Origin of the sequence: Ruminococcus sp. Marseille-P328 (assembly GCF_964249465.1) — a bacterium.
Lineage (GTDB): Bacteria > Bacillota > Clostridia > Lachnospirales > Lachnospiraceae > Blautia_A > Blautia_A faecis.
Window position 1 is genome coordinate 1 of sequence record NZ_CAXUBQ010000030.1, and the last position, 21,310, is coordinate 21,310.

Genomic DNA, 21,310 nt, shown 5'->3' on the forward strand with positions numbered 1-21,310 from the left:
AGGAGCCGTATGCGGGAAAGCCGCACGTACGGATCTGTGAGGGGCTAAGATTGAGAGGTCTTAGTCTACTCGACTGTATGGGGCGATAAAATCAGAATTTGAGAGAGGATTGAATATGAATAAGGAATGGTCTGAACTTAATAAAACAATGCAGGCACAAATAAAAAAGAAAGATACTTATAAGAGGGGTATTGATACTTTACTTACTTTACGAAGTCAGTTAATACAAACCTTAGTATCTTTCAAAGAAGAATTATGCAGAGAAGATTTTAACTCAATCCCCTTCATAAACGCTGATGGTTATCATAGTAAGACGATTGCTTATTCTATTTGGCATATTTTCCGCATTGAAGATATAGTTGTGCATACAGTGATAAATGAAGATGAACAAGTATTTTTTGCAGGCAATTATCAAGAGCGTATCAATTCACCTATCATTACAACAGGAAATGAACTCATGAAACAGCAGATTGCAGACTTTTCAAAACAGCTTAATCTGGAAGAATTATATTTATATATTTTCGAAGTATGGGAAAGCACTGAGAAAATGCTTGAACGGTTATCTTATGATGAATTGAAAAGAAAAATACCGAAAGAAAGAAAAGGATACTTAGAATCGTTGAATGTAGTAAACGACAATGAAAAAGCAATTTGGCTGATTGATTATTGGTGTAATAAAGATATTTGTGGACTAATTCAAATGCCGTTTTCAAGACATTGGATTATGCACACAGAAGCCTGTTTGCGTATAAAGAACAAGATACATTCATAGGCAAAAATTTCAGTTTGTAGAACTAAGGAAATTGGAATTTAAGGAGGAATAAAGTATGGTTAGTGATTTTATAAGAGCAGCATTTCCATGGATTTTAATGGGTTTATTTGTAGCAATCAGTTGTTCCCTTATGAGTAAAAAAGAGAAATAAATTCCTGTTTGTATTTATAAAAGAGAAAAAATGAGAAAAGTAGTTTTATTTATTGCCATGAGCCTTGACGGATATATTGCGGACGGTAATGGTGGAGTAGCTTGGCTAAATGGTCATGGAAATGACAATGAAAACATCGACACTTATACAGAATTTACCAAAGATATAGATACTGTCTTAATGGGGTGGAATACTTCTCATCAGGTTGTTACTGAACTTTCTCCGCAAGAATGGGTATATAATAAATTTACAACTTATGTATTAACACATAAAGAGTGCAATTCTTCCCAACAAATTCATTTTACAAGTGAAAATCCTGTTTTATTATTGGAACGGCTAAAACAAGAAGCAGGAAAGGATATTTGGATTTGTGGCGGAGCAAATCTTGTTCAGCAGTTGGTAAGCAAAAATATGATTGATAAATATTACATTTCTGTTATTCCTACTCTGTTAGGAAATGGGGTTCGTCTTTTGGGCAACATAGACAGGGAAATAAAGTTAAGGCTTTGTAAAACACAGACTTATAACGGAATAACCGATTTGATTTATATGCGTAGATAACTAGAGAGAAACAGAAAAGCTGTTAAACCGACGGAGCGATCCGACCACGTTGGCGGGAAAATCCTTAAGATTTTTCCGCCATGCTTGCAAGGGGGCGGTTCGCTTCGGCGGTTCGGCGAGCTTGCGAGCCGTTCAAAGCCCCCGTTATCTAACAAGGGGGGCACAAAAAACAAGAAACAATATACACTACTAAGCGGAAAACGCTGTATTTACAAGGTAAAATCGCTTTTAATAGGGTGTTAACTAAAAAGCACTCATTTAATACATAAAAATTGAATAAGACATAGGAAAGACAGTTGATTTCAAACGAGAAATTGATTGTCTTTTCTTTTGCGGAAATTTAAGTATAGGCAATTATCAAATATGGTAGTTGCCTTTTTTGATTGGAGGAATTGAAGAATGAATGATAAAAACTTTATAGAAGAATTAAGACAAAAGCGTGAAGAATATGGAGTAACACAAAGAAAACTTGCTGTTGCCTGTGGTATCAGTCGTACATATTTTAACCAGATAGAGAATGGGACTGTTGTTCCCTCTGCTGAACTAAAACAAACGATAGAAAAACAGATTGAGCGTTTCAATCCGCAAGAACCACTATTTCTGTTGATTGATTACTTCCGTGTCCGCTTTCCTACGACAGACGCATTAAAGATTATTCGTGAAGTATTACAACTAAAAGCCGATTATATGCTTTATGAAGATTTTGGAAAATACGGATATGAAAGCAAATATGTTTTAGGCGACATCAACATCATGTGTTCCATGCAAGAGCATTTAGGTGTTTTATTAGAACTAAAAGGCAGAGGGTGTCGGCAAATGGAAAGTTATCTATTGGCACAGGAACGCTCATGGTATGACTTTATGCTGGATTGTTTAACGGCAGGTGGTAAGATGAAACGACTTGACTTGGCAATCAATGATAAAGCAGGAATATTAGATATTCCAAAGTTAAAGGAAAAATACAAGGCTGGCGAATGTATCTCCTACTTTCGTATGCAGAAAGATTACAGCGGTACGGAAAAATGTGGTAGCGATTTACCAAAGAATACAGGAGAAACCTTATATCTCGGTTCAACCAGTAGTGAGTTATATATGTGTGCCTATCAGAAAAATTACGAGCAGTATGTCAAAAATGGCATAGAAGTTGAAGATACAGAAATCAAGAACCGTTTTGAAATACGCATGAAGAATGAACGAGCCTATTATGCGGTTGTAGATTTACTGACCTATCGGGACGCTGAACGCACCGCTTTTTCTATCATCAATCATTATGTCCGCTTTGTTGATAGAGAAGATGATAAACCGAAAAGTCAATGGAAAACAAATGATGATTGGGCATGGTTTATAGGGGAAAATAGAGAGCCGATACGATTAACGACTAAACCAGAACCTTATACTTTACAAAAGGCATTACATTGGTTACAAAGACAGGTTGCACCAACCATAAAAATGGTACAAGCATTAGACAGAGAAAATCATACAACGATACTGAAAGATATGATTGAGCAGGCAGAACTCAAAGATAAGCATAAACACTTATTACAATTAGAAAAATCAACCATAGAAGAACGCATAGATACCGCTGTCCCACAAGAGAATGACGGTATTTTTTAATTTCTTCAAAATATCTGCAACAAAACATCAACTTGTGTACAGATATGGTACGAGAAAAGGAAATCTAACTTTTTTTGAAAATAGGTCATCAAATCAAGGTTTCCATTCCCTATATGGAGTGAAAGAAGAAAAGTTTTGAAAAAATGTCGGAAATTCAAGATGAGTGGACAGTGTTATGTGAAAGAAGACAAAGTATCTTCAATTTGTATTCAAACAGGTATTAGCAGTTGAGTGTTGATGTGAAAAGAAGAAAATATTTTCATTCTCAACTTAACATTTGGTAGTTGTCGTTCCCTATATGGAGCAAACAAAATCTTTCATTTCATAGTTGGCAGTAACGGTATTGCATAGGTAGTTAGGGTGTGAAAAGAAATCTTTTCATCATCAACTTAGCAGAATGACAATTTCTTTCCCTATATGGTACAAGAAAAGAAAAAAGTTTTGAATATTGGTTACGCTTTTACTCTTTTCCAACGCGATATATAGGAAAGATGATTTTCTTCTTTCAATCGCTCTTTGACAACTGAATAAAGCAATTCAATACCTTTGACAGACAGCGAGCCGTTGAAACAGATACGCCATGACCTTTCTCCTGCAAAAGTGAGCGACAACCTATCTGTGTTCTTGTAAAAGATTTGTCCTCTTTTATCGCCATGACCTGTGCTGTCAGATAATGATACTCCCGTACAGCCACAGCTTGAGCGTTAAAAGCGTCGCACGCAATGGGTACGGCTACATAAGAACTATGCAGAGGTGGAAGTCCTGTGGGCTATGACAAAAGCCGTTGAATTGCTTAGAAAGATTTTACAGAAAGGGGGTATGTGTTATTGATAATGCTGTAAAAACAATTCAAAAGAAAAATAACAAGTGTGGCATTGGCAACAGAGGAAAGACAAAGATTGTTGTAAAAGAGCATTTCTCCGAAAAGGGAAAGACAATGGAAGAACTTCTAACTGATGTCATGTTGGAAAAAGCAAAGCAGACAATCGCATAAAATCGGTGCAGTTGTAAGAAATAGATTGAATGACAAAAAGTACCCGTGTTATACTTTACTTGCAAGCAGGTATTGTAAACACGGGTTAGTTATAAAGGAGGATAACTGACAATGAAACAACAGATTTACAATACTGCACTTTATCTTAGGTTAAGCCGAGATGATGAATTACAGGGCGAAAGTTCCAGCATTACCACACAAAGAAGTATGTTGCGTCTATATGCAAAAGAACATCATTTGAATGTGATTGATGAATATATTGATGACGGCTGGTCGGGAACAAATTTTGACAGACCGAGTTTTCAAAGAATGATTGAGGATATAGAGGCAGGAAAAATCAACTGTGTTGTAACAAAAGACTTATCACGACTTGGTAGAAATTATATTATGACAGGACAATATACAGAATTGTATTTTCCCAGCCATAATGTCCGTTACATAGCGATTGACGACGGTGTGGACAGCGAAAAAGGCGAAAGTGAGATTGCACCATTTAAGAACATCATCAATGAATGGGTGGCAAGAGATACGAGCCGTAAAGTGAAATCAGCCTTTAAGACGAAATTTGCAGAGGGTGCGTATTATGGGGCTTATGCTCCGTTAGGATATAAGAAACACCCCGACATCAAAGGGAAACTGTTGGTTGATGAGGAAACAAAATGGATTGTTGAAAAAATCTTCTCTCTAGCCTATCAAGGTTACGGTAGTGCCAAAATCACAAAAATACTGCGAGAAGAAAAAGTCCCGACAGCGTCTTGGTTGAATTTTACAAGGTACGGTACTTTTGCTCATATCTTTGAGGGAAAGCCCGAAAGCAAGCGTTATGAGTGGACGATTGCTCATGTAAAGGCGATATTGAAAAGTGAAGTCTATATCGGAAACAGCGTTCATAATCGACAATCAACCGTTTCTTTCAAAAGCAAGAAGAAAGTACGAAAGCCCGAAAGCGAATGGTTTCGAGTAGAAAACACGCACGAACCGATTATTGACAAGGAAGTGTTCTATCGTGTGCAGGAGCAGATAAAATCAAGGCGTAGACAGACAAAGGAAAAGGCAACGCCGATATTTGCAGGGCTTGTCAAGTGTGCGGATTGTGGCTGGTCTATGAGGTTTGCGACAAATAAGGCAAATAAAACACCGTATAGTTATTATTCTTGTAGTTTCTACGGACAGTTTGGCAAAGGTTATTGTTCTATGCACTATATCCGCTATGATGTGCTGTATCAAGCTGTATTGGAACGATTGCAGTATTGGGCTAAGGCAGTACAGCAGGACGAAGAAAAGGTATTGAACAAAATACAGAAAGTCGGCAATGCAGAGCGAATACGGGAAAAGAAGAAAAAGGCAAGTGCCTTGAAGAAAGCCGAGAACCGACAAAATGAGATTGACCGTTTATTTGCAAAAATGTATGAAGATAGAGCCTGTGAGAAGATAACGGAACGAAACTTCATCATGCTGTCGGGGAAATATCAAAAAGAGCAGATAGAACTTGAACAGCAGATAACCAACCTAAGAGAAGAATTAAGTAAAATGGAACAGGATATGATAGGTGCTGAAAAGTGGATTGAGTTAATCAAGGAGTATTCCGTACCAAAGGAACTGACAGCACCGTTATTAAATGCAATGATAGAAAAAATCCTTATTCACGAAGCAACAACGAATGAGGAGAACGAAAGAATACAGGAAATAGAGATATACTACCGATTTATTGGAAAAGTAGACTGATAAAGAGGGTTCATATCTTTAACTAAGGGAAACTGGGAACTCCAATCCTGATATTGAATTGTTAGCTCCTATTGCAAGATTACTGCATATTTCCCTTGATACCTTGCTGTCTTTTCGCGAAAATCTGACTGACTTTGAAATCGAAGAGCTGATCCACAAAATGGACAAAATGTTTTCTGAGGAAGGCTTTGAGAAGACTTATCAGTGGGCTGTAAATACCATAAAAGAATATCCAAACTGCAATTTGCTGATCTGGCAAATTGCGGTAATGCTTGATTCGCGCCGGATCATTGGCATGTGCGAGAATCCGGATAGGTACGATGAGCAGATCAATTCCTGGTACGAAATGGCGCTGAGTGATAAAGATGAAAAAATTCAGCACTATGCAGCTGATTCCCTGTTTGGCTTTTATTTGCGAAAAAAGAATTATGAAATGGCAGAAAAATATTTAAACTATTTTTCCGATTATGATCCCATGAAAAAGGTGAAGCAGGGACAATTATATATGAAGCAGGGGAAAAAAGAAGAGGCATTTGAGATGCTGGAAAAGGCTGTTTTTTCAGAGTATACCACCTTGAATTTGGCTTTTGGAATCATGATTACTAAGGCTCTTGAGGAAAAAGATCATGGATACGCAAGGTTTCTGGCAGAGAAAATGTGTACATTAGCTTCAGGATTTGATATGGGAAAATACAATGAATGTGCAGCAATGTTGAATGTTGTGACCGCAGAGAACAATGTGGAGGGTACTTTCCAGGTTGCAAAGCAATTGCTGAACAATGTGGATACCATATGTGATTTTCAGGAATCCCAATTATACAAACATATGAAATTCCAGGAAGTTGAAAATCCATATACGGAAGAAATGAAAAAAGAATTGCTGGAAGGCTTCAGAAACGCAGAAGAGTTTGCTTATATGAAAGAATACGAACCCTGGAAAAAATTGTTATCAGGGAATTAAAATTATGATATTCAAAAGCCTTATCGTGCAAGCACGATAAGGCTTTTTGACCTTTTGACACTGGTATCAAAATTATTACTTTCCTCAAAATGGTTGTATATAAATAAAGAACGATGTATAGTATTTGCAAGGTTTTTCTTTTATTCCAAATCATGAATATGCTCATGTGGTAAACAGAGTATAGAAAGAACACACTTCAGAAAGGGAGTTTTATTATGGAAAAAACAATTCGTGAATTAACCGGGGATTTATTAGCAACACCATCCGCTTGTAAAGAGATCAAAGACGCAGCACAAAATTATCTGGATGCTGTTGGAACGGAAAAAGAAGCAGATGCAGCCAAAGCATACGTTGCAGAGATGGAAGCGGATATTATGCCTATCGAGGGATTGATTTCCTTTGCTGAGTCTGATATGGGAGCTAAGGTTTTTGGTACAGATGGTGTGAAAAATGTTTTGCTTCACGCAAAAGAGCGCAAAGCTGCAGGTGAAAAATACTGTGATTGTCCGGCATGTGCAGCATGCGAGGCACTGCTTGCGAAGAAAGAGGAGATTTTAACCGAATAAACTGCGGCGCAGTTATTCGGTGTAGAGATACGTAGCGAAGCGGACCTGGAATATCCGCTTGACAATAAAGAAAAATCGGGAGCAGGACTTTACAACATGTTCGTGAGTGAGGGTAATTGGAGAAAAATCCGGAAATCAAGTTCAGATACAGACATACGAGGAGTGACAACAATGGAAACAATCACAAGAGACGATGCTTTTTCATTATTAAAAAAATACAACAAGGATCCATTTCATATCCAGCATGCACTGACTGTGGAAGCGGTCATGAAATGGTATGCAAACGAACTGGGATATGGAGAGGATGCTGAATACTGGGGAATCGTAGGGCTTCTTCACGACATTGATTTCGAGCTTTATCCGGAAGAGCATTGCCTGAAAGCACCGGAAATGCTTCGCGAGGCAGGGGTAGGCGAAGATGTGATACACAGTGTGGTATCTCACGGATATGGAATAACCGTAGGCTGCGGTGTAACGATTGATGTAGCACCGGAACAGGAGATGGAAAAAGTGCTCTTTGCAGCAGACGAACTTACCGGATTGATCTGGGCAGCAGCTTTAATGCGTCCGTCTAAGAGCACTAAAGATATGGAACTGAAATCCCTGAAGAAAAAGTACAAGAGCAAAGGTTTCGCAGCAGGCTGCTCCCGGGAAGTAATTGAGCGCGGTGCGCAGCAGCTTGGATGGGAACTGGAAAAATTGCTGACCATGACACTGCAGGCAATGGCAGCCAGTGAAGATACGATTAATGCGGAGCTAGAAAATGCCTGAATGTTGTTTTACAATCGAATGAATTACTATGCAGTATATCAGTCAACTATGGTATACTGCATCATTTCATAATGTAATCTGCATCCTTCTGTAATGTCAAATGGCAGAAGCGCTCTTGCTACCAGCTTCAGTTCTTCCTCGGGAAGATCTGTCCTGCGCAGGTGAGCGTAGTCGCCGTCAATAGATTCTACAATATAATCACAAATTAACATAGAAATTATCCCTCCGGTTTGTATTATTTATATGCTTATAGAATACCACAGAGAAAAACGTTTTTCAAATACCAATTCAGGTGCTATAATAGAATTCATAGATGAAAAAATTATCAGTGAATAACATCAGAAAATGAGGTATCAAAAATGTCAGCATTAACAATCAGTCCGGAAGATGAAAAAAGAGTAAAAGGAATGGGCTTTCTGAATAACAGAGGAACCGACCTGTTTTCAGCAAGAGTTCTTACAACAAATGGAAAAGTAACTGCAGCACAGCATCGCTGTATGGCAGACGCTGCAGAAAAATTTGGAAACGGTGAGCTTTTGTATACCACCAGACTTTCCGTGGAAATCCCGGGAATTCCCTACGATAAGATTGAAGAATTTCAGAAATTTATAGCGAAGGAAGGCCTGGTAACAGGTGGAACAGGGGCTAAGGTACGTCCTGTAGTGTCCTGCAAAGGAACTACATGCCAGTATGGACTTCTGGATTCCTATGCAGTATCAGAAGAAATTTACAGACGTTTTTATGAAGGCTACAGGGAGGTTGCACTTCCGCATAAATTTAAGATTGCAGTGGGTGGCTGTCCGAATAACTGTGTGAAACCAGACCTGAATGATGTAGGAATTATTGGACAGAGAATTCCAAACGTCAATGCAGATGTATGTAAAGGCTGCAAGAAATGTGCCATTGAGGCTGCCTGTCCAAACAAAGTGGCAAAGGTGGTTGATGGGAAGATTCAGATTGACAAAAACATATGTAAAAACTGCGGCCGCTGTGTTGGAAAATGTCCGTTCCATACCATTGAGGACGGCGCTTACGGCTATAAGATATACATAGGTGGACGCTGGGGTAAAAAAGTATCTCAGGGAAAAGCCCTTGGCCGGATTTTTACATCCAAAGAAGAAGCTCTGGATGTGATTGAAAAGGCCATTCTTTTCTTCCGTGACAATGGAATAAAGGGAGAACGTTTTGCGGAGACTATTGAGAGAATTGGCTTTGAAAATGTGGAGAAGCAGCTGTTGGAGCAGCTGTGAAAAGACGTTACCCGGGAGAGTCATTACAATTGGTGGAAATGCTCTGCACAGATAAAATAGAATTTGGAGGAAATATAACATCTATGAATACAAGAGAACAAATCCATGCATTATCTGAGGAAATGCTTGAAAATCTTGGAAAGCTGGTTGCCGTTGATTCCCAGCTTGGCACCACGTCAGAGGGGAAACCTTTCGGAGAAGGACCGGCAGAGGCACTTGAGATCGGGCTTGAAATTGCCAGAGAGCTTGGTTTTAAAACCGTAAATCTTGATAATTACTGTGGTTACGCCGAAATGGGAGAAGGCGAAGAAATCGTAGGTATTGCAGGTCATCTTGATATTGTACCTGTAGGTGGTGACTGGACCTACGATCCATTTAAGCTGACACGAGATGGCGACCATGTATACGGACGTGGAACTACAGATGACAAAGGACCTGTAATTGAAGCTCTCTATGCGATGAAACTTCTAAAGGATTCCGGTGTGAAACTGAACAAAAGAGTCCGTCTGATCATGGGATGCAATGAGGAGACCGGTTCCAAATGTATGGCACATTATAATGAGGTAGAGGAAGAGTTATCCTGCGGCTTTACACCTGATGCAAATTTCCCATGTATTCATGGTGAAAAAGGCTATATGTCCATGATGGCATATTCCAAAAATACCAGAATTATCTCCATGAATGGTGGCTTTGTTTCCAACGCAGTATGCGATAACTGTACCACTGTGATTCCGGCAGAAGCTGGTCTTAAGGAGAAACTGGAGCAGATGCTTTCCGAAACAAAACTGCAGGAATATAAAGTTACGGAAACCGAAAACCAGATCACCATTTATGCAAAAGGCGTACCGGCTCATGCCAGCACCCCGACACTTGGTATCAACGCAGCAGGTGTTACCATGGAATGTCTTGCAAAGGCAGGCTTTGAAGACGATTTTGTTAAATTTTATAATCAGCACATTGGAACTGCCTGTGATGGCTCCGGTGTTGGCCTTAAAATTGCCGATGAATTTGGTGAGCTGACCTTCTGCAATGGAATCGTAAAAACAGAGAATGGTGTGATTTCCTGCACCATCGACATCCGTGTACCTGTAACCTTCAAAAAGGATGATATTCTGAATCGTATAGAGGGTAATCTGGAAGATGAAAATGGCCGTATTGAGGTGGGGGAAATCGGTAATCCGTTGTTCTTCCCAAGAGAATCTCCGCTGGTAAATGCCCTGTACAAGGCTTATGTGGATGTGACTGGCGACACGGAGAACAAACCAATGGTAATTGGCGGTGGTACCTATGCCAAATCTCTGAAAAATATTATTGCATTTGGTCCGGAGAAACTGGGGGTGGATTATCGTATTCACGGAGCAGATGAATTCATTCTGGTTTCTGAGATGGAAGAGGCTGTGGAAGTGTATATGGAAGCAATTAAGAATTTGTTAGCAATTTAACCGAATCAAGTAAGTTCCCTGGGGCGATTGCGAAAAGCAATACGCAGTGGGAGACTTTCTTGTATCAGGAGGAGTGTAAGCTCCTTCTGATAAACTGCGAAGCAGTTATTCGGTTATGAGCAAGTAGCAAAGCGGACCTGGAAGATCTGCTTGCCTCCAATTAAACAAGTTTTGAATACAAAAATAAAAGAAGAAGTCCTCGAATGTTACTGGCATTCGAGGGCTTCTTTGTGTGATCAGGAAATTACTTTGCAATACTTCTTTTACACAAAAAAAGCTCTGAGAATATTGAGATTATATTGCAATTGGAAAATGTCAATATCTGTATCAGAAATGACAATGTTAGAATCGTCTTTTTTTAACAAGCAGGTATATAATAGGCGTGCATTGAAAAGAAAGTGTCAACACAGGTTAAACTGAGTTAGCACTAATCCTGGCTTTTCAGAGAATTGTATTCACCGGGATTGCAGCCGAAATACTTGCGGAATCCGATGGCAAAACGGCTTGCATTGCTGAAGCCTGTCAGGGCAGCAATCTGAGTCATGGAATACTGCCCGCTTTGTACCAGGGAGAAGCTCTTTTTCGCCCGGTATTCTTCCAGATAGGCAGTGATGGTTTTGCCCGTCATTTTTTTGAAAAGACGGCAGCAGACCTCTCTGGACAGATGCACATGATCTGCAAGCTGCTGTAGGGATATTACAGAATCAAAATGCGTATTCAGATAATTCAGCATTTGTTCCAGACGTTCAAGCTCCAGCTGATTGGAAGGCGTGTAATGGGAGGAATAGTTCTGACTCTCAAAGAGAATATCACTGAAAATCTGGCATAGAAGTCCTTTGATTTTCAATTCGTAACAGTAAGGTTTGTGATCAAAAAGCTGTTCGATCAGATTAAGCTTTTCCAGGATCTGTTGGTGCGAAGGTGTATCAGGCGTCAAAAGAACACATGGAATTGCTGCGTTTTGAAGAAAAGGTCTGAAACAGTTTTTCTCCACATCACTTCCAAAGTCTCCGTACATAAAGTCCGGGCGGACCAGAATGGTGCTGTATCTGGCTGGTTGATTGCCCGGTGAATGGCAGCTGTGAGGCACATTTCGATTTATGAGAAGACCTTCTCCTGGATTCAGATGATAGCTTTTTTGATAAATCTGATAGATAGATTCTCCTTTTCTGGGAAGGCTGATCTCCAGATCATTATGCCAGTGAATGGGAACACTTTTTCCTTCAAAATCCCAGAGATCATCATGACTCACTGTCATTGGAAAGCTTTCGGTTCCATGAGGGCAAAGTTCTCTGTTGGTATCGTCTACCAGAATTTTTCGCATTGACATATACAATTCTCCAAGTGGTTTATATTTTTATTATAGCGCCAGCACATGTGCAGCGCAAGAGGGAGGTACAGATGTCTCGTTCAAAAGAAATGGATCTGACCACAGGAAATCCGTTCTGGTCTTTGCTGAAATTTGCCATTCCTGTAATTTTAGGAAACCTGTTTCAGCTTTTTTATACTCTGGCAGATTCTGTGATCGTGGGAAAAACGCTGGGAGCAGAGTCCCTTGCAGCAGTTGGTTCCACCAGCATTATTATCTACTTTGTGTTCTGTTTTATCAATGGATTTACCGGTGGATTTGGTATCTGCCTGGGGCAGCGTTGTGGTGCAAAGGATGAAAAAGGAATGCGAAAAAGCATTGCTGTTTCCACTCTTTTAAGTATTGCCTTTACGGTGGTTCTTACACTTGTCTGTTGTCTGCTTGCGCATCAGATACTTAGCTGGATGCAGATTCCTGAGGATATTTCCGGAGAAGCCTATGACTATATGTTTGTGGTGCTTCTGGGCACCGGTGCAACCGTTTTTTACAACATGATCTCTAATATGCTGAGGGCTCTTGGAGACAGTAAAACACCACTGTATTTCCTGGTATTTTCTTCTGTTTTGAATATTTTTCTGGATATTTTATTTATTGTTCCCATGCATATGGGAGTGGCAGGAGCAGCCTGGGCTACCATACTTTCCCAGTTCCTTTCCGCTGTACTTTCCTTGCTTGTAGGAATGAAAAAATTTCAGATTCTTCATCTTCACAGAGAAGATTTTTATGACCTGAAAGACGCAGCAGTCCTTCATTTGAAAACCGGTTTTCCAATGGGGTTTCAGATGTCGGTTATGTGTATTGGACAGCTGGCTATGCAGGCTGTGGTAAATTCTCTTGGAACGGCAGCAGTAGCCGGTTACACTGCCGCTTCCAAAGCAGACCAGCTTTCCGTCCTTGTAAATAATGCTATGATGACTGCAATTTCCAATTATGTGGCACAGAATTTTGGTGCTGGAAAGAAGGACAGAATCCGTCAGGGAGTACGCGCCTGCCTGATTCAGACAGAAGCTTTTAACCTGTTTATGTGTGTTGGAATTCTCATCCTTCGCCATCCGATCGTGCGGATGTTTCTGTCTGATCCAACACAGGAAATATATCATTATTCCGATATGTATCTCACAATTGTGGCACCATTTTATTTCATTCTTGGTCTGCTTGCCGTATACCGCACTTCCATTCAGAGCATGCAAAACGGCCGGGCTCCTTTCACAGCCTGCATGATCGAGCTGGTGATGCGGATCATTGCTACTGTTGGAATGGCAGGAATCCTTGGCTATACGGCTGTCTGTATTGCCAGTCCACTGGCCTGGTTCGGTGCGTGTGCACTTCTGATCCCTTGCTATTACAGGATGATGAAAGACAGCGCACAGACCGCTTAAATTGTGGTATTTTTATGAAATTAGTAGATATTGGCATGGCGAGATGGTATAATCAAGGTGTTTTGGGTGGAATGACGGGAGAATTATATGATTCGTTCCAATCGGGAAAGTGGTTTTGGACGCTATGATATTATGCTGATTCCGCGTCCTCAAAGGGAAGGCAGTCTGCCGGCTATGGTTCTGGAATTCAAGTTTTATAATGAAAAGATTCATCATTACGGATTTGCATTTAAAGGAAAAGAAGTACTCATAGGAGAATAACTGCCTGGAGTAGCAGAAAATTCTATTAGATAATAAGATCCGACAGATGTTGTGAAAATATCATCTGCCGGATCCTTTTATTATCTGTTTGTAGTTCTTAACAAACTATGTTCGCAAATATACTGGAACACAAAATAAAAAATAATTCCCTTTGAAACGGTGGAAAGTGTCAGTGCCCACCAGATTCCATTCAGTCCCAGTGCAGTGTTTGACAGGACTAGTGCAAGAGGAATTCGTATAACAGTCAGGCCAACGCTGATCAGACTGCAAAGCTGTGTACGTCCAAGACCAGACAGGGCGCCCACAGTCATCATTTCCACGCTGAGAAAAATTTCGGAAAATCCGATGATCCGCAGGTAATCAACGGAAAGCCGGATAACCTCCTCTTCGTGGAAAAAGAGCACAGAAATCTGCCGTGGAAAAAATACAAAGGCAATAGTGATCAGTGCAGCCCAGCATATCAGAAGCCGAATGGAAATATGGTATCCTGATTTGATTCGGTCTTTTTTTCCTGCTCCGTAGTTCTGTCCCATGAAAGCATTCAGGGCAGAGCCAAAACCGTCAGCCGTGTTCCAGGAAAGGGACTCAATCTGTCCGCCTACACGCTGTACGGCAATCGCTCCGTCCCCGAATCCGGAAACCATTCGGGTGAGTATCATGGAGATGATACAGTAAAGGCTTCCCTGAAGTGCAGTGGGGGTTCCAATGCGAAAGACACCTTTTAAACAGGCAATATCCGGTCGTGAAAGCAGACGGATTTTGTGTAGTACATTGGCTTCACCGTGGTCACGGAGAATTTCTGCAACAAGGATCAGCAGAACTATAATCTGTGCGGTAACAGTTGCAACTGCTGCTCCTACAACTTCTAATCTGGGAAATGGTCCTACACCAAGAACAAGAAGCGGATCAAGGATCATATTCAGTATCAGGCCAAAGAAGTTTGCTTTCAGCGGTGTTTTGGAATCGCCCTGGGCTGTGAAAAGACCTGTCAGCACCTGGGAAAGGAAGGAAAACAGGATTAGTCCGCAGGTAATCCGCATATAAATTCTGGCACTGTTGTAAGTTTCTGCATCATTTAATGCAAAAAACTGCAGCAGCGGATTCGTAAATAATATACTGATCAATGTAACAAAAAGAGAGAATAGTATGGTAAGCTGCAGAGCTGCCTGTGCAAAGCCTGCGGCAGCCTTCTGATCACCTCTTCCAAGGGAATGCGCCATGTTTACCTGTCCTCCCATTCTTGCCAGGGAAGAAAGTCCCTGGGAGAGCCAGACGTACATACCTCCCACGCCCACACCCGCCACTGCTTTAGAGCCCAGCATTCCTATCCATGCCATATCTGTAATGTTGTAGGCGGTAGACAGGAAGGAAGAAGCCATGATTGGCAGTGCCAGCTCAGACAAAGTCCGTAAAATAGGACCGGAGGTGAGATTTAATTGTTTCTTTTTCATTTTAGATCTCCTGAAAATAGTAAAGTATCATTATTATACCATAGAAAACGCATTTTAAGAAGATGAAATATGACTTGAAAAGTTACTGTTCACTCCGTGACCAGTAACTCGCTTCGCGATGCACAGAAATCATGCATTCGCATGATTTCGCGCCGCAATTCTCGGGTTTTTTGTGAACTTTGTTCACAAAAAACACCTCGCGGAATGTTACCAGTGAACAGTAACCTTGAAAATACTCTAAAGCCTGTTTGAAAAAGCCTAATGTGAAAAAAATATGAAATTATGTTCCATACCTTGACTTTTAAAAGAATGAATGTTATATTACAAATAGAACAAAAACAAAAGTTGTTTCCCGTGAATGTTCGGGAGATGGACAACAGCATTCCCCGGAAGAGATTCCGGGGAATTTGTAGATACTGAATAGTTACAATAAATTGACATTACTGTATTCAGAAAATATATTACAAAGTATATGGATGAAAGCTGTGGGCAGTAATGAATTTATTTCGCAATATGAGGAGTCAGAGGTGACCAGTATGGGAGCAAAGAGAGATTATTATGAAGTGCTGGGAATCAGTCGCAGCGCGGATAAAGATGCTATAAAGAAAGCTTATCGTAAGATGGCAAAGAAATACCATCCGGATTCAAACGCGGGAAATCCGGATGCTGAAGAAAAGTTTAAGGAAGTCACAGAAGCATATAATGTGCTCAGTGACCCTGAGAAGAAAAAACTCTATGATCAGTTCGGTCATGCAGCATTTGAAGAAGGTGCTGGCGGTGCCGGATATGGTGAAGGTGGCTTTAATAGAAACGGCGGCTTTGACGGCTCTGGATTCAGTGGCTTTGGCGGTTTTGGAAATAGTCATAGCGGTGCTTACAGAAGTCCGGATGGCAGCTATCAGGAATTTCATTTCGAAGGTGGTGACATGGACGATATTCTGAAGAATCTGTTTGGAGGAGGCTTCGGAGGAGGAAGCAATTCTGGAAAGGCTGGTTCCGCACACGGATTTGGAGGAAGCGGTTTTGGTCACTCTGGTTTTGAAAACGGCTCTTTTAGAAGCGGATTTAATGGTAGTTTCGGCAGTGGAGGTTTTGATGGTACCGGTTATGGAGATGGCTTTGGAAACAGCTGCAATAGCGGCTTTAGTGGCAGTCACCAGCAGAAAGGCCAGGACCTGAACGCAGAAATTTCCATCAGCTTCAACGAGGCAGCATTTGGTTGCGACAAGCTGATTAATCTTTCTGGTGCAGACGGCAGTGGCAAACAGACTCTGAAAGTTCACATTCCTGCCGGAATTGACAACGGCAAGAGTATCCGTCTGAGAGGCAAAGGAAATCCAGGTTACGGAGGTGCTCCCGCAGGGGATCTTCTTCTGAAGGTTCATGTAGGCGAGCGCCCTGGCTTTGAGCGAAAAGGCACCGACGTTTACACCACCGTAAATGTGCCGTTCATCACAGCTGCTCTGGGCGGTGAGGCAAAAGTCCAGACCCTGAATGGCCAGGTAATGTGCCGTATCCCGGAAGGCACACAGTCTGGCAGCAAGATCCGTCTGAAAGGAAAAGGTATCCAGGCAATGGGAAAAGCTGGAGTCTACGGTGATCTGTACGTAACCGTCCAGGTTCAGGTACCGAGAAATTTAAGCGAGGAATCCAAACGGAGACTTCGTGAATTTGATACCAGTACCAGAATGGCTGGTACAAGAGGAAGTCGAACAGCGTAAAATTGCCTGCTATTAAATAACTATTTATTAAATAAGCGAAAGGTACAATATAGCTTACATGTATAAAATTTGGTTTGCTAAATCTAAGCTGAATGCATGTAAGCAGTTTGTTTCTATGTCTTGATCATAATCCGAAATCGGACTAAATCTATTAAAAAAGGTCCGATTTCGGATTTTTTGTGCTGCTTTACAGATCGGGAAAGCAAAAAGGAGAGAAAACGTATATGGCAGAAGCTCTGGGACTGACCGGTTCTGTGTCCTGTCTGGTGAAGAATAAAAATAAATATCACAATTATTAGAAAAAAATACCATATTTCTTGAAAAAATGATATTGATTTAAGGACATGAATTGTGGCATGATATAAACATGTATGTTACACTGTGATAAGTGTAACAATATATGCTAAAGTTTGATGCTTTTGAACAGGGAGGAAAAAATGGGAAATCAGAGAGAATGTGGCGTGCTGCTTCCAATCAGCAGTCTGCCTTCAAAATACGGAATTGGATGTTTTTCAAAAAGTGCCTATGAGTTTGTGGATCAGTTGAAGGCAGCTGGACAGGGCTGTTGGCAGATTCTGCCCCTTGGACCAACCAGCTACGGTGATTCACCTTATCAGTCTTTTTCCACCTTTGCAGGAAATCCTTATTTTATCAGTCTGGAAGACCTGATCGAAGAGGGAGTGCTTACGGAAAAAGAGTGTGATGCTGTGGATTTCGGTTCCAGGGAAGATGATGTGGATTATGAGAAAATTTACAAAGGACGATACAAACTTCTTCGTAAAGCCTATGAGAGAAGTGATATTTCCAAGAATCCTGACTTTGTAAGATTCCAGCAGGAGCAGGCGCATTGGCTTGGCGATTATGCACTTTTTATGGCGGTGAAGGATCATTTTGAGGGAATTCCGTGGACAGAATGGGCGGAGGACATCCGTCTTCGCTGGAATAATGCACTGGATTATTACAGAAAAGAACTGTATTTTGAAATTGAATTCCAGGAGTATATGCAGTTCAAATTTTATGAACAGTGGGCGAAACTGAAAGCGTATGCAAACAGAAGAGGAATTCGTATTATCGGAGATATTCCGATCTATGTTGCCATGGACAGCGCAGATACCTGGGCAAATCCAGGACTTTTCAAACTGGATGAAAATAACGAGCCTACACAGGTAGCCGGATGTCCGCCAGATGGATTTTCTGCAACAGGACAGCTTTGGGGAAATCCGCTGTACAGATGGGATGTGCATAAAAATACCGGATTCGAGTGGTGGATCAAACGTCTGGCACATTGCTTTAATATGTATGATGTTGTCCGCATTGATCATTTCCGTGGATTTGATGAATATTATGCGATTCCATATGGTGACAAGGATGCAAAACGTGGCTGGTGGGAAAAAGGACCTGGAATGGATCTTTTCCGCACCGTTTCCTATCGGTTGGGACACAAGGACATTATTGCTGAGGACCTTGGTTTCATGACTGATTCTGTGAAGCGTCTTGTGGAAGAGAGCGGTTATCCAAACATGAAGGTAATCGAGTTTGCCTTTGATGAGCGGGATACTGGAAATGCCAGTGATTATCTGCCTCATAACTACACAAATAACTGTGTGGTTTATACCGGAACCCACGACAATGAGACACTGCTTGGCTGGTATGGGGATATCACTCCTGAGGAGCGTCATATGGTTCGGGAATATCTGTGGAACTTCCACGATGATGAGAAAGGCATCTGCCGGAATATGATCCGTCTGGCTATGGGAAGTGTAGCCGGAAGATGTATTATTCCGATTCAGGATTATCTGCAGCTTGATAATTCAGCCCGCATTAATCAGCCATCCACTCTGGGAACAAACTGGAAGTGGCGCCTGAAAGAAGGGCAGTTCAGCAAAGAATTGCAGAAGGAAATGCTGACTCTGGCAACCAGATTCGGAAGGAAAAACTGGACCCCGGATCCGGTGAAAGAGAAAATGGAATAAATTTAATATTTAATCAGTTGTTGCATAAAAAAAGGTAGAAGAGTAAAATTGAGGGCAAGGGTGCTTGCCCTCAATTTTGTATATACGGAGAGCTGAAAAGTTTGTGCTTTTCATAAAAAGACATGAGGAGGAAACTAAGTTGGAAATTGAGAGAAAGTTTCTTGTTAAGAGAGAAAACCTTCCGGAAAACCTGGAACAGTATCCAAACAAGGCAATTGAGCAAGGCTATCTGTGCACAGAGCCGGTAGTGCGAATCCGCAAATCCAATGACAATTACTATCTGACTTATAAATCAAAGGGACTTCTGGCAAGAGAGGAATACAATCTGCCGCTGACAAAAGAAGCTTATGAGCACTTAAAACCCAAAGCAGACGGAATCGTGATCTCCAAGATCCGCTATGTGATCCCCGAGAAAGACGGCCTGTCCATCGAACTGGACGTATTCAAAGCCCCTTACGAAGGTCTTCTCCTGGCAGAGGTGGAATTCCCAAACGAAGAAGCCGCTCATGCCTACCAGCCGCCTAAGTGGTTTGGGGAGGATGTGACCTACTCTGCAGAGTATCATAACAGTACTCTAAGTAAAGGGAAAAAGAGATAAAATTTTTATTTTATAATGAGCAATAACAAACAAATGACCTACATGAAGGGAGCGCAAAGATATGAAAATCGGATTTATCGGATGTGGAAATATGGGTTCTGCAATGATCGGTGGAATCCTGAAAAATGGTGTGTTTGAAAAAAATGAGATTATTGTTTCAAATCTCACAGAAGAAGGAAGCAGAAGAAGTCGGGAAAAACTTGGAGTTGTGACAACTCTGGATAATTGTGAAGTTGTGAAAAATGCAAATATTGTTATATTAGCAGTAAAGCCTCAATTCTATGAGGAGGTAATCGGTGAAATTAAAAGTTTCCTGACACCACAGCATATGATCGTAGGAATTGCGCCCGGTAAAACTCTTGCATGGCTGGAAGAAAAATGTGAGCAGCCGTTAAAGGTGGTACGTCTTATGCCGAATACCCCGGCGCAGGTAGGGGCAGGAATGACAGGTGCCTGTGTCAATGATCGGGTAACAGAAGAGGATCTGGATCAGATTCTTGCCATTACAAACAGCTTCGGTCGCACAGAGGTGGTACCTGAAAGACTGATGGACGCAGTTAGCGCAGTCAGTGGGTGCTCTCCGGCTTATGTATTTATGTTTATTGAAGCAATGGCAGATGCAGCTGTGGCACAGGGAATGCCAAGAAAACAGGCCTATCAGTTTGCTGCCCAGGCTGTACTTGGAAGTGCGAAGCTGCTTCTGGAGACAGGTATGCATCCGGGAGAACTGAAGGATATGGTATGCTCCCCGGCAGGAACGACCATTGAGGGTGTGCGTATCCTGGAAAAAAATGGTTTCCGCAGTGCTGTGTTTGAAGCATTGCAGGGAGCTGCTGATAAAGGAAAGAAAATGTGAGCTTTGCCTACAAAAAACATCTCGCGGAATATTACCAGTGAGCAGTAACTATAAGTAAATAATTGTGAAAATGAATCAGGAGGTTCCACTATGAGCAAAAAAGTATACATCTTCCTCGCCGACGGTTTTGAAGACATTGAAGGCTTAACTGTAGTTGATCTTATGCGAAGAGCAGGAATCACTATTACAACCGTTTCGATTAAAAACACCAAACAGATCACCACAGCCCATGGAATCACCATGCTGACCGATACCACCTTCTGTGAGGCGGATTTCTCCGACGCGGACATGCTGGTTCTCCCAGGCGGGCAGCCTGGAACCACTTATCTTGGAGGATTCGAGCCACTTACCGATCTGGTTAAAAGCTTCTATAATAATGGAGGTAAGATCGCAGCCATCTGCGCGGCACCTACTGTTTTTGCAGAAATCGGACTTTTACATGGAAAGAAGGCCACTGCATACCCGGCCTGCATGGACGGTCTTGGAGATGCTGTGAAGTCTGAAGAAAAGGTTGTAATTGATGGAAACATTACTACAAGCCGTGGACTTGGAACTGCAATTGACTTTTCCCTTTCCCTGATTTCCCAGCTCCTTGGACAGGAAAAAGCAGACCAGATTGCAGAATCCGTAGTTTATAAGTAGGAAATATTATAAAAAACCCTAATTTTTTAGGAATAACAGGGAAAACCATAAAAAACACTGGCGTTTTTAATTTGGTTGTGCTATACTTCTACAATGACTGTAATAATAGGGGGAAACCCTGCGCATTTATAACCGCAGAAGGATCGCAGTGACAGGAACCTGTTTTGGACTTTCCGGTTATCATCTGCGGTATCATTATTAAGAAATGGACAATGTCAATGCATTGGACCTGACATTTTACCTGAGAATATTA

General features: G+C 41.3%; 20 protein-coding genes. 17 read left to right on the forward strand and 3 right to left on the reverse strand.

The window, feature by feature from the left end; genetic code table 11:
- Positions 1-115: 115 nt before the first annotated feature.
- The 8 genes from ACESTK_RS17460 (at position 116) to ACESTK_RS17495 (ending at position 8,115) form a co-directional block, all read left to right on the forward strand.
- Entirely contained in the window at positions 116-772 is a 657-nt protein-coding gene (locus ACESTK_RS17460; protein ID WP_002303420.1) for a hypothetical protein, read from the forward strand.
- Between the two features lie 181 nt (positions 773-953).
- Positions 954-1,484 carry a dihydrofolate reductase family protein gene (locus tag ACESTK_RS17465; RefSeq protein WP_002303421.1) on the forward strand — a complete coding sequence of 177 codons (531 nt, stop codon included), beginning with the start codon at positions 954-956 and terminating at the stop codon, positions 1,482-1,484.
- Between the two features lie 399 nt (positions 1,485-1,883).
- The gene (locus ACESTK_RS17470) at positions 1,884-3,098 is read left to right on the forward strand and encodes a replication initiation factor domain-containing protein (protein WP_008394618.1); all 1,215 of its coding nucleotides are present in this window, start codon (positions 1,884-1,886) and stop codon (positions 3,096-3,098) included.
- Positions 3,099-3,882: 784 nt separating this feature from the next.
- The gene (locus tag ACESTK_RS17475) at positions 3,883-4,092 is read left to right on the forward strand and encodes a hypothetical protein (protein WP_008394616.1); all 210 of its coding nucleotides are present in this window, start codon (positions 3,883-3,885) and stop codon (positions 4,090-4,092) included.
- 111 nt (positions 4,093-4,203) lie between these two features.
- Positions 4,204-5,817, forward strand: coding sequence for a recombinase family protein (locus ACESTK_RS17480; protein ID WP_008394611.1), 1,614 nt, complete (start codon positions 4,204-4,206; stop codon positions 5,815-5,817).
- A gap of 160 nt (positions 5,818-5,977) precedes the next feature.
- Positions 5,978-6,778: a transcriptional regulator gene (locus ACESTK_RS17485; RefSeq protein WP_227200933.1), complete on the forward strand. Its 801-nt coding sequence runs from the start codon at positions 5,978-5,980 to the stop codon at positions 6,776-6,778.
- Between the two features lie 215 nt (positions 6,779-6,993).
- Positions 6,994-7,344: a molecular chaperone Hsp90 gene (locus tag ACESTK_RS17490; RefSeq protein ID WP_373120368.1), complete on the forward strand. Its 351-nt coding sequence runs from the start codon at positions 6,994-6,996 to the stop codon at positions 7,342-7,344.
- A gap of 171 nt (positions 7,345-7,515) precedes the next feature.
- Complete coding sequence (locus ACESTK_RS17495; protein WP_173772756.1) at positions 7,516-8,115, forward strand: HDIG domain-containing metalloprotein; 600 nt, start codon at positions 7,516-7,518, stop codon at positions 8,113-8,115.
- Positions 8,116-8,153: 38 nt separating this feature from the next.
- Here the strand turns inward: ACESTK_RS17495 and ACESTK_RS17500 are convergent, their stop codons facing one another.
- Positions 8,154-8,327: a chorismate--pyruvate lyase gene (locus ACESTK_RS17500; protein ID WP_118582657.1), complete on the reverse strand. Its 174-nt coding sequence runs from the start codon at positions 8,325-8,327 to the stop codon at positions 8,154-8,156.
- Positions 8,328-8,474: 147 nt separating this feature from the next.
- On the opposite strand from ACESTK_RS17500, the gene ACESTK_RS17505 reads away from it, so the two are divergent.
- Both ACESTK_RS17505 and ACESTK_RS17510 read left to right on the forward strand, forming a co-directional pair.
- A complete protein-coding gene (locus tag ACESTK_RS17505) occupies positions 8,475-9,365 on the forward strand; it encodes a 4Fe-4S binding protein (RefSeq protein WP_173717264.1) in 891 nt (296 codons plus the stop codon).
- An 83-nt stretch (positions 9,366-9,448) separates the two neighbouring features.
- Positions 9,449-10,807 carry a M20 family metallopeptidase gene (locus ACESTK_RS17510; RefSeq protein WP_373120369.1) on the forward strand — a complete coding sequence of 453 codons (1,359 nt, stop codon included), beginning with the start codon at positions 9,449-9,451 and terminating at the stop codon, positions 10,805-10,807.
- Between the two features lie 427 nt (positions 10,808-11,234).
- Here ACESTK_RS17510 and ACESTK_RS17515 read toward each other — a convergent pair whose 3' ends face one another.
- The gene (locus ACESTK_RS17515; RefSeq protein WP_148461709.1) at positions 11,235-12,137 is read right to left on the reverse strand and encodes an AraC family transcriptional regulator; all 903 of its coding nucleotides are present in this window, start codon (positions 12,135-12,137) and stop codon (positions 11,235-11,237) included.
- Between the two features lie 71 nt (positions 12,138-12,208).
- On the opposite strand from ACESTK_RS17515, the gene ACESTK_RS17520 reads away from it, so the two are divergent.
- Both ACESTK_RS17520 and ACESTK_RS17525 read left to right on the forward strand, forming a co-directional pair.
- The gene (locus tag ACESTK_RS17520; RefSeq protein ID WP_204453979.1) at positions 12,209-13,555 is read left to right on the forward strand and encodes an MATE family efflux transporter; all 1,347 of its coding nucleotides are present in this window, start codon (positions 12,209-12,211) and stop codon (positions 13,553-13,555) included.
- 87 nt (positions 13,556-13,642) lie between these two features.
- Positions 13,643-13,816, forward strand: coding sequence for a hypothetical protein (locus ACESTK_RS17525; RefSeq protein ID WP_148461707.1), 174 nt, complete (start codon positions 13,643-13,645; stop codon positions 13,814-13,816).
- A gap of 80 nt (positions 13,817-13,896) precedes the next feature.
- Here ACESTK_RS17525 and ACESTK_RS17530 read toward each other — a convergent pair whose 3' ends face one another.
- On the reverse strand, positions 13,897-15,267 hold the full coding sequence (locus tag ACESTK_RS17530) for an MATE family efflux transporter (protein ID WP_195589128.1): 1,371 nt from the start codon (positions 15,265-15,267) through the stop codon (positions 13,897-13,899).
- 536 nt (positions 15,268-15,803) lie between these two features.
- Between ACESTK_RS17530 and ACESTK_RS17535 the strand changes: the two genes are divergently transcribed.
- The 5 genes from ACESTK_RS17535 to ACESTK_RS17555 all read left to right on the forward strand — a co-directional run bounded on the left by ACESTK_RS17535 (position 15,804) and on the right by ACESTK_RS17555 (position 21,057).
- Positions 15,804-16,988 carry a DnaJ C-terminal domain-containing protein gene (locus tag ACESTK_RS17535; RefSeq protein WP_195991342.1) on the forward strand — a complete coding sequence of 395 codons (1,185 nt, stop codon included), beginning with the start codon at positions 15,804-15,806 and terminating at the stop codon, positions 16,986-16,988.
- Positions 16,989-17,425: 437 nt separating this feature from the next.
- Positions 17,426-18,961, forward strand: coding sequence for a 4-alpha-glucanotransferase (malQ, locus tag ACESTK_RS17540; RefSeq protein ID WP_373120371.1), 1,536 nt, complete (start codon positions 17,426-17,428; stop codon positions 18,959-18,961).
- Positions 18,962-19,100: 139 nt separating this feature from the next.
- Positions 19,101-19,559 (forward strand): CYTH domain-containing protein, encoded by a 459-nt coding sequence (locus tag ACESTK_RS17545; RefSeq protein WP_373120372.1) that lies wholly within the window; start codon positions 19,101-19,103, stop codon positions 19,557-19,559.
- A 61-nt stretch (positions 19,560-19,620) separates the two neighbouring features.
- Positions 19,621-20,415, forward strand: coding sequence for a pyrroline-5-carboxylate reductase (gene proC, locus ACESTK_RS17550; protein ID WP_118582699.1), 795 nt, complete (start codon positions 19,621-19,623; stop codon positions 20,413-20,415).
- Between the two features lie 90 nt (positions 20,416-20,505).
- Positions 20,506-21,057, forward strand: a complete 552-nt coding sequence (locus tag ACESTK_RS17555) for a DJ-1 family glyoxalase III (RefSeq protein ID WP_173770237.1) — start codon at positions 20,506-20,508, stop codon at positions 21,055-21,057.
- The last annotated feature ends 253 nt before the right edge of the window (positions 21,058-21,310 follow it).

What these genes read in the sequence shown, in the direction of transcription:
- ACESTK_RS17460 (WP_002303420.1), top strand. Translation starts at nt 116, where the DNA reads ATGAATAAGGAATGGTCTGAACTTAATAAAACAATGCAGGCACAAATA.
- ACESTK_RS17465 (WP_002303421.1), top strand. Translation starts at nt 954, where the DNA reads ATGAGAAAAGTAGTTTTATTTATTGCCATGAGCCTTGACGGATATATT.
- ACESTK_RS17470 (WP_008394618.1), top strand. Translation starts at nt 1,884, where the DNA reads ATGAATGATAAAAACTTTATAGAAGAATTAAGACAAAAGCGTGAAGAA.
- ACESTK_RS17480 (WP_008394611.1), top strand. Translation starts at nt 4,204, where the DNA reads ATGAAACAACAGATTTACAATACTGCACTTTATCTTAGGTTAAGCCGA.
- ACESTK_RS17485 (WP_227200933.1), top strand. Translation starts at nt 5,978, where the DNA reads ATGGACAAAATGTTTTCTGAGGAAGGCTTTGAGAAGACTTATCAGTGG.
- ACESTK_RS17490 (WP_373120368.1), top strand. Translation starts at nt 6,994, where the DNA reads ATGGAAAAAACAATTCGTGAATTAACCGGGGATTTATTAGCAACACCA.
- ACESTK_RS17495 (WP_173772756.1), top strand. Translation starts at nt 7,516, where the DNA reads ATGGAAACAATCACAAGAGACGATGCTTTTTCATTATTAAAAAAATAC.
- ACESTK_RS17500 (WP_118582657.1), bottom strand. Translation starts at nt 8,327, where the DNA reads ATGTTAATTTGTGATTATATTGTAGAATCTATTGACGGCGACTACGCT.
- ACESTK_RS17505 (WP_173717264.1), top strand. Translation starts at nt 8,475, where the DNA reads ATGTCAGCATTAACAATCAGTCCGGAAGATGAAAAAAGAGTAAAAGGA.
- ACESTK_RS17510 (WP_373120369.1), top strand. Translation starts at nt 9,449, where the DNA reads ATGAATACAAGAGAACAAATCCATGCATTATCTGAGGAAATGCTTGAA.
- ACESTK_RS17515 (WP_148461709.1), bottom strand. Translation starts at nt 12,137, where the DNA reads ATGTCAATGCGAAAAATTCTGGTAGACGATACCAACAGAGAACTTTGC.
- ACESTK_RS17520 (WP_204453979.1), top strand. Translation starts at nt 12,209, where the DNA reads ATGTCTCGTTCAAAAGAAATGGATCTGACCACAGGAAATCCGTTCTGG.
- ACESTK_RS17525 (WP_148461707.1), top strand. Translation starts at nt 13,643, where the DNA reads ATGATTCGTTCCAATCGGGAAAGTGGTTTTGGACGCTATGATATTATG.
- ACESTK_RS17530 (WP_195589128.1), bottom strand. Translation starts at nt 15,267, where the DNA reads ATGAAAAAGAAACAATTAAATCTCACCTCCGGTCCTATTTTACGGACT.
- ACESTK_RS17535 (WP_195991342.1), top strand. Translation starts at nt 15,804, where the DNA reads ATGGGAGCAAAGAGAGATTATTATGAAGTGCTGGGAATCAGTCGCAGC.
- malQ (WP_373120371.1), top strand. Translation starts at nt 17,426, where the DNA reads ATGGGAAATCAGAGAGAATGTGGCGTGCTGCTTCCAATCAGCAGTCTG.
- proC (WP_118582699.1), top strand. Translation starts at nt 19,621, where the DNA reads ATGAAAATCGGATTTATCGGATGTGGAAATATGGGTTCTGCAATGATC.
- ACESTK_RS17555 (WP_173770237.1), top strand. Translation starts at nt 20,506, where the DNA reads ATGAGCAAAAAAGTATACATCTTCCTCGCCGACGGTTTTGAAGACATT.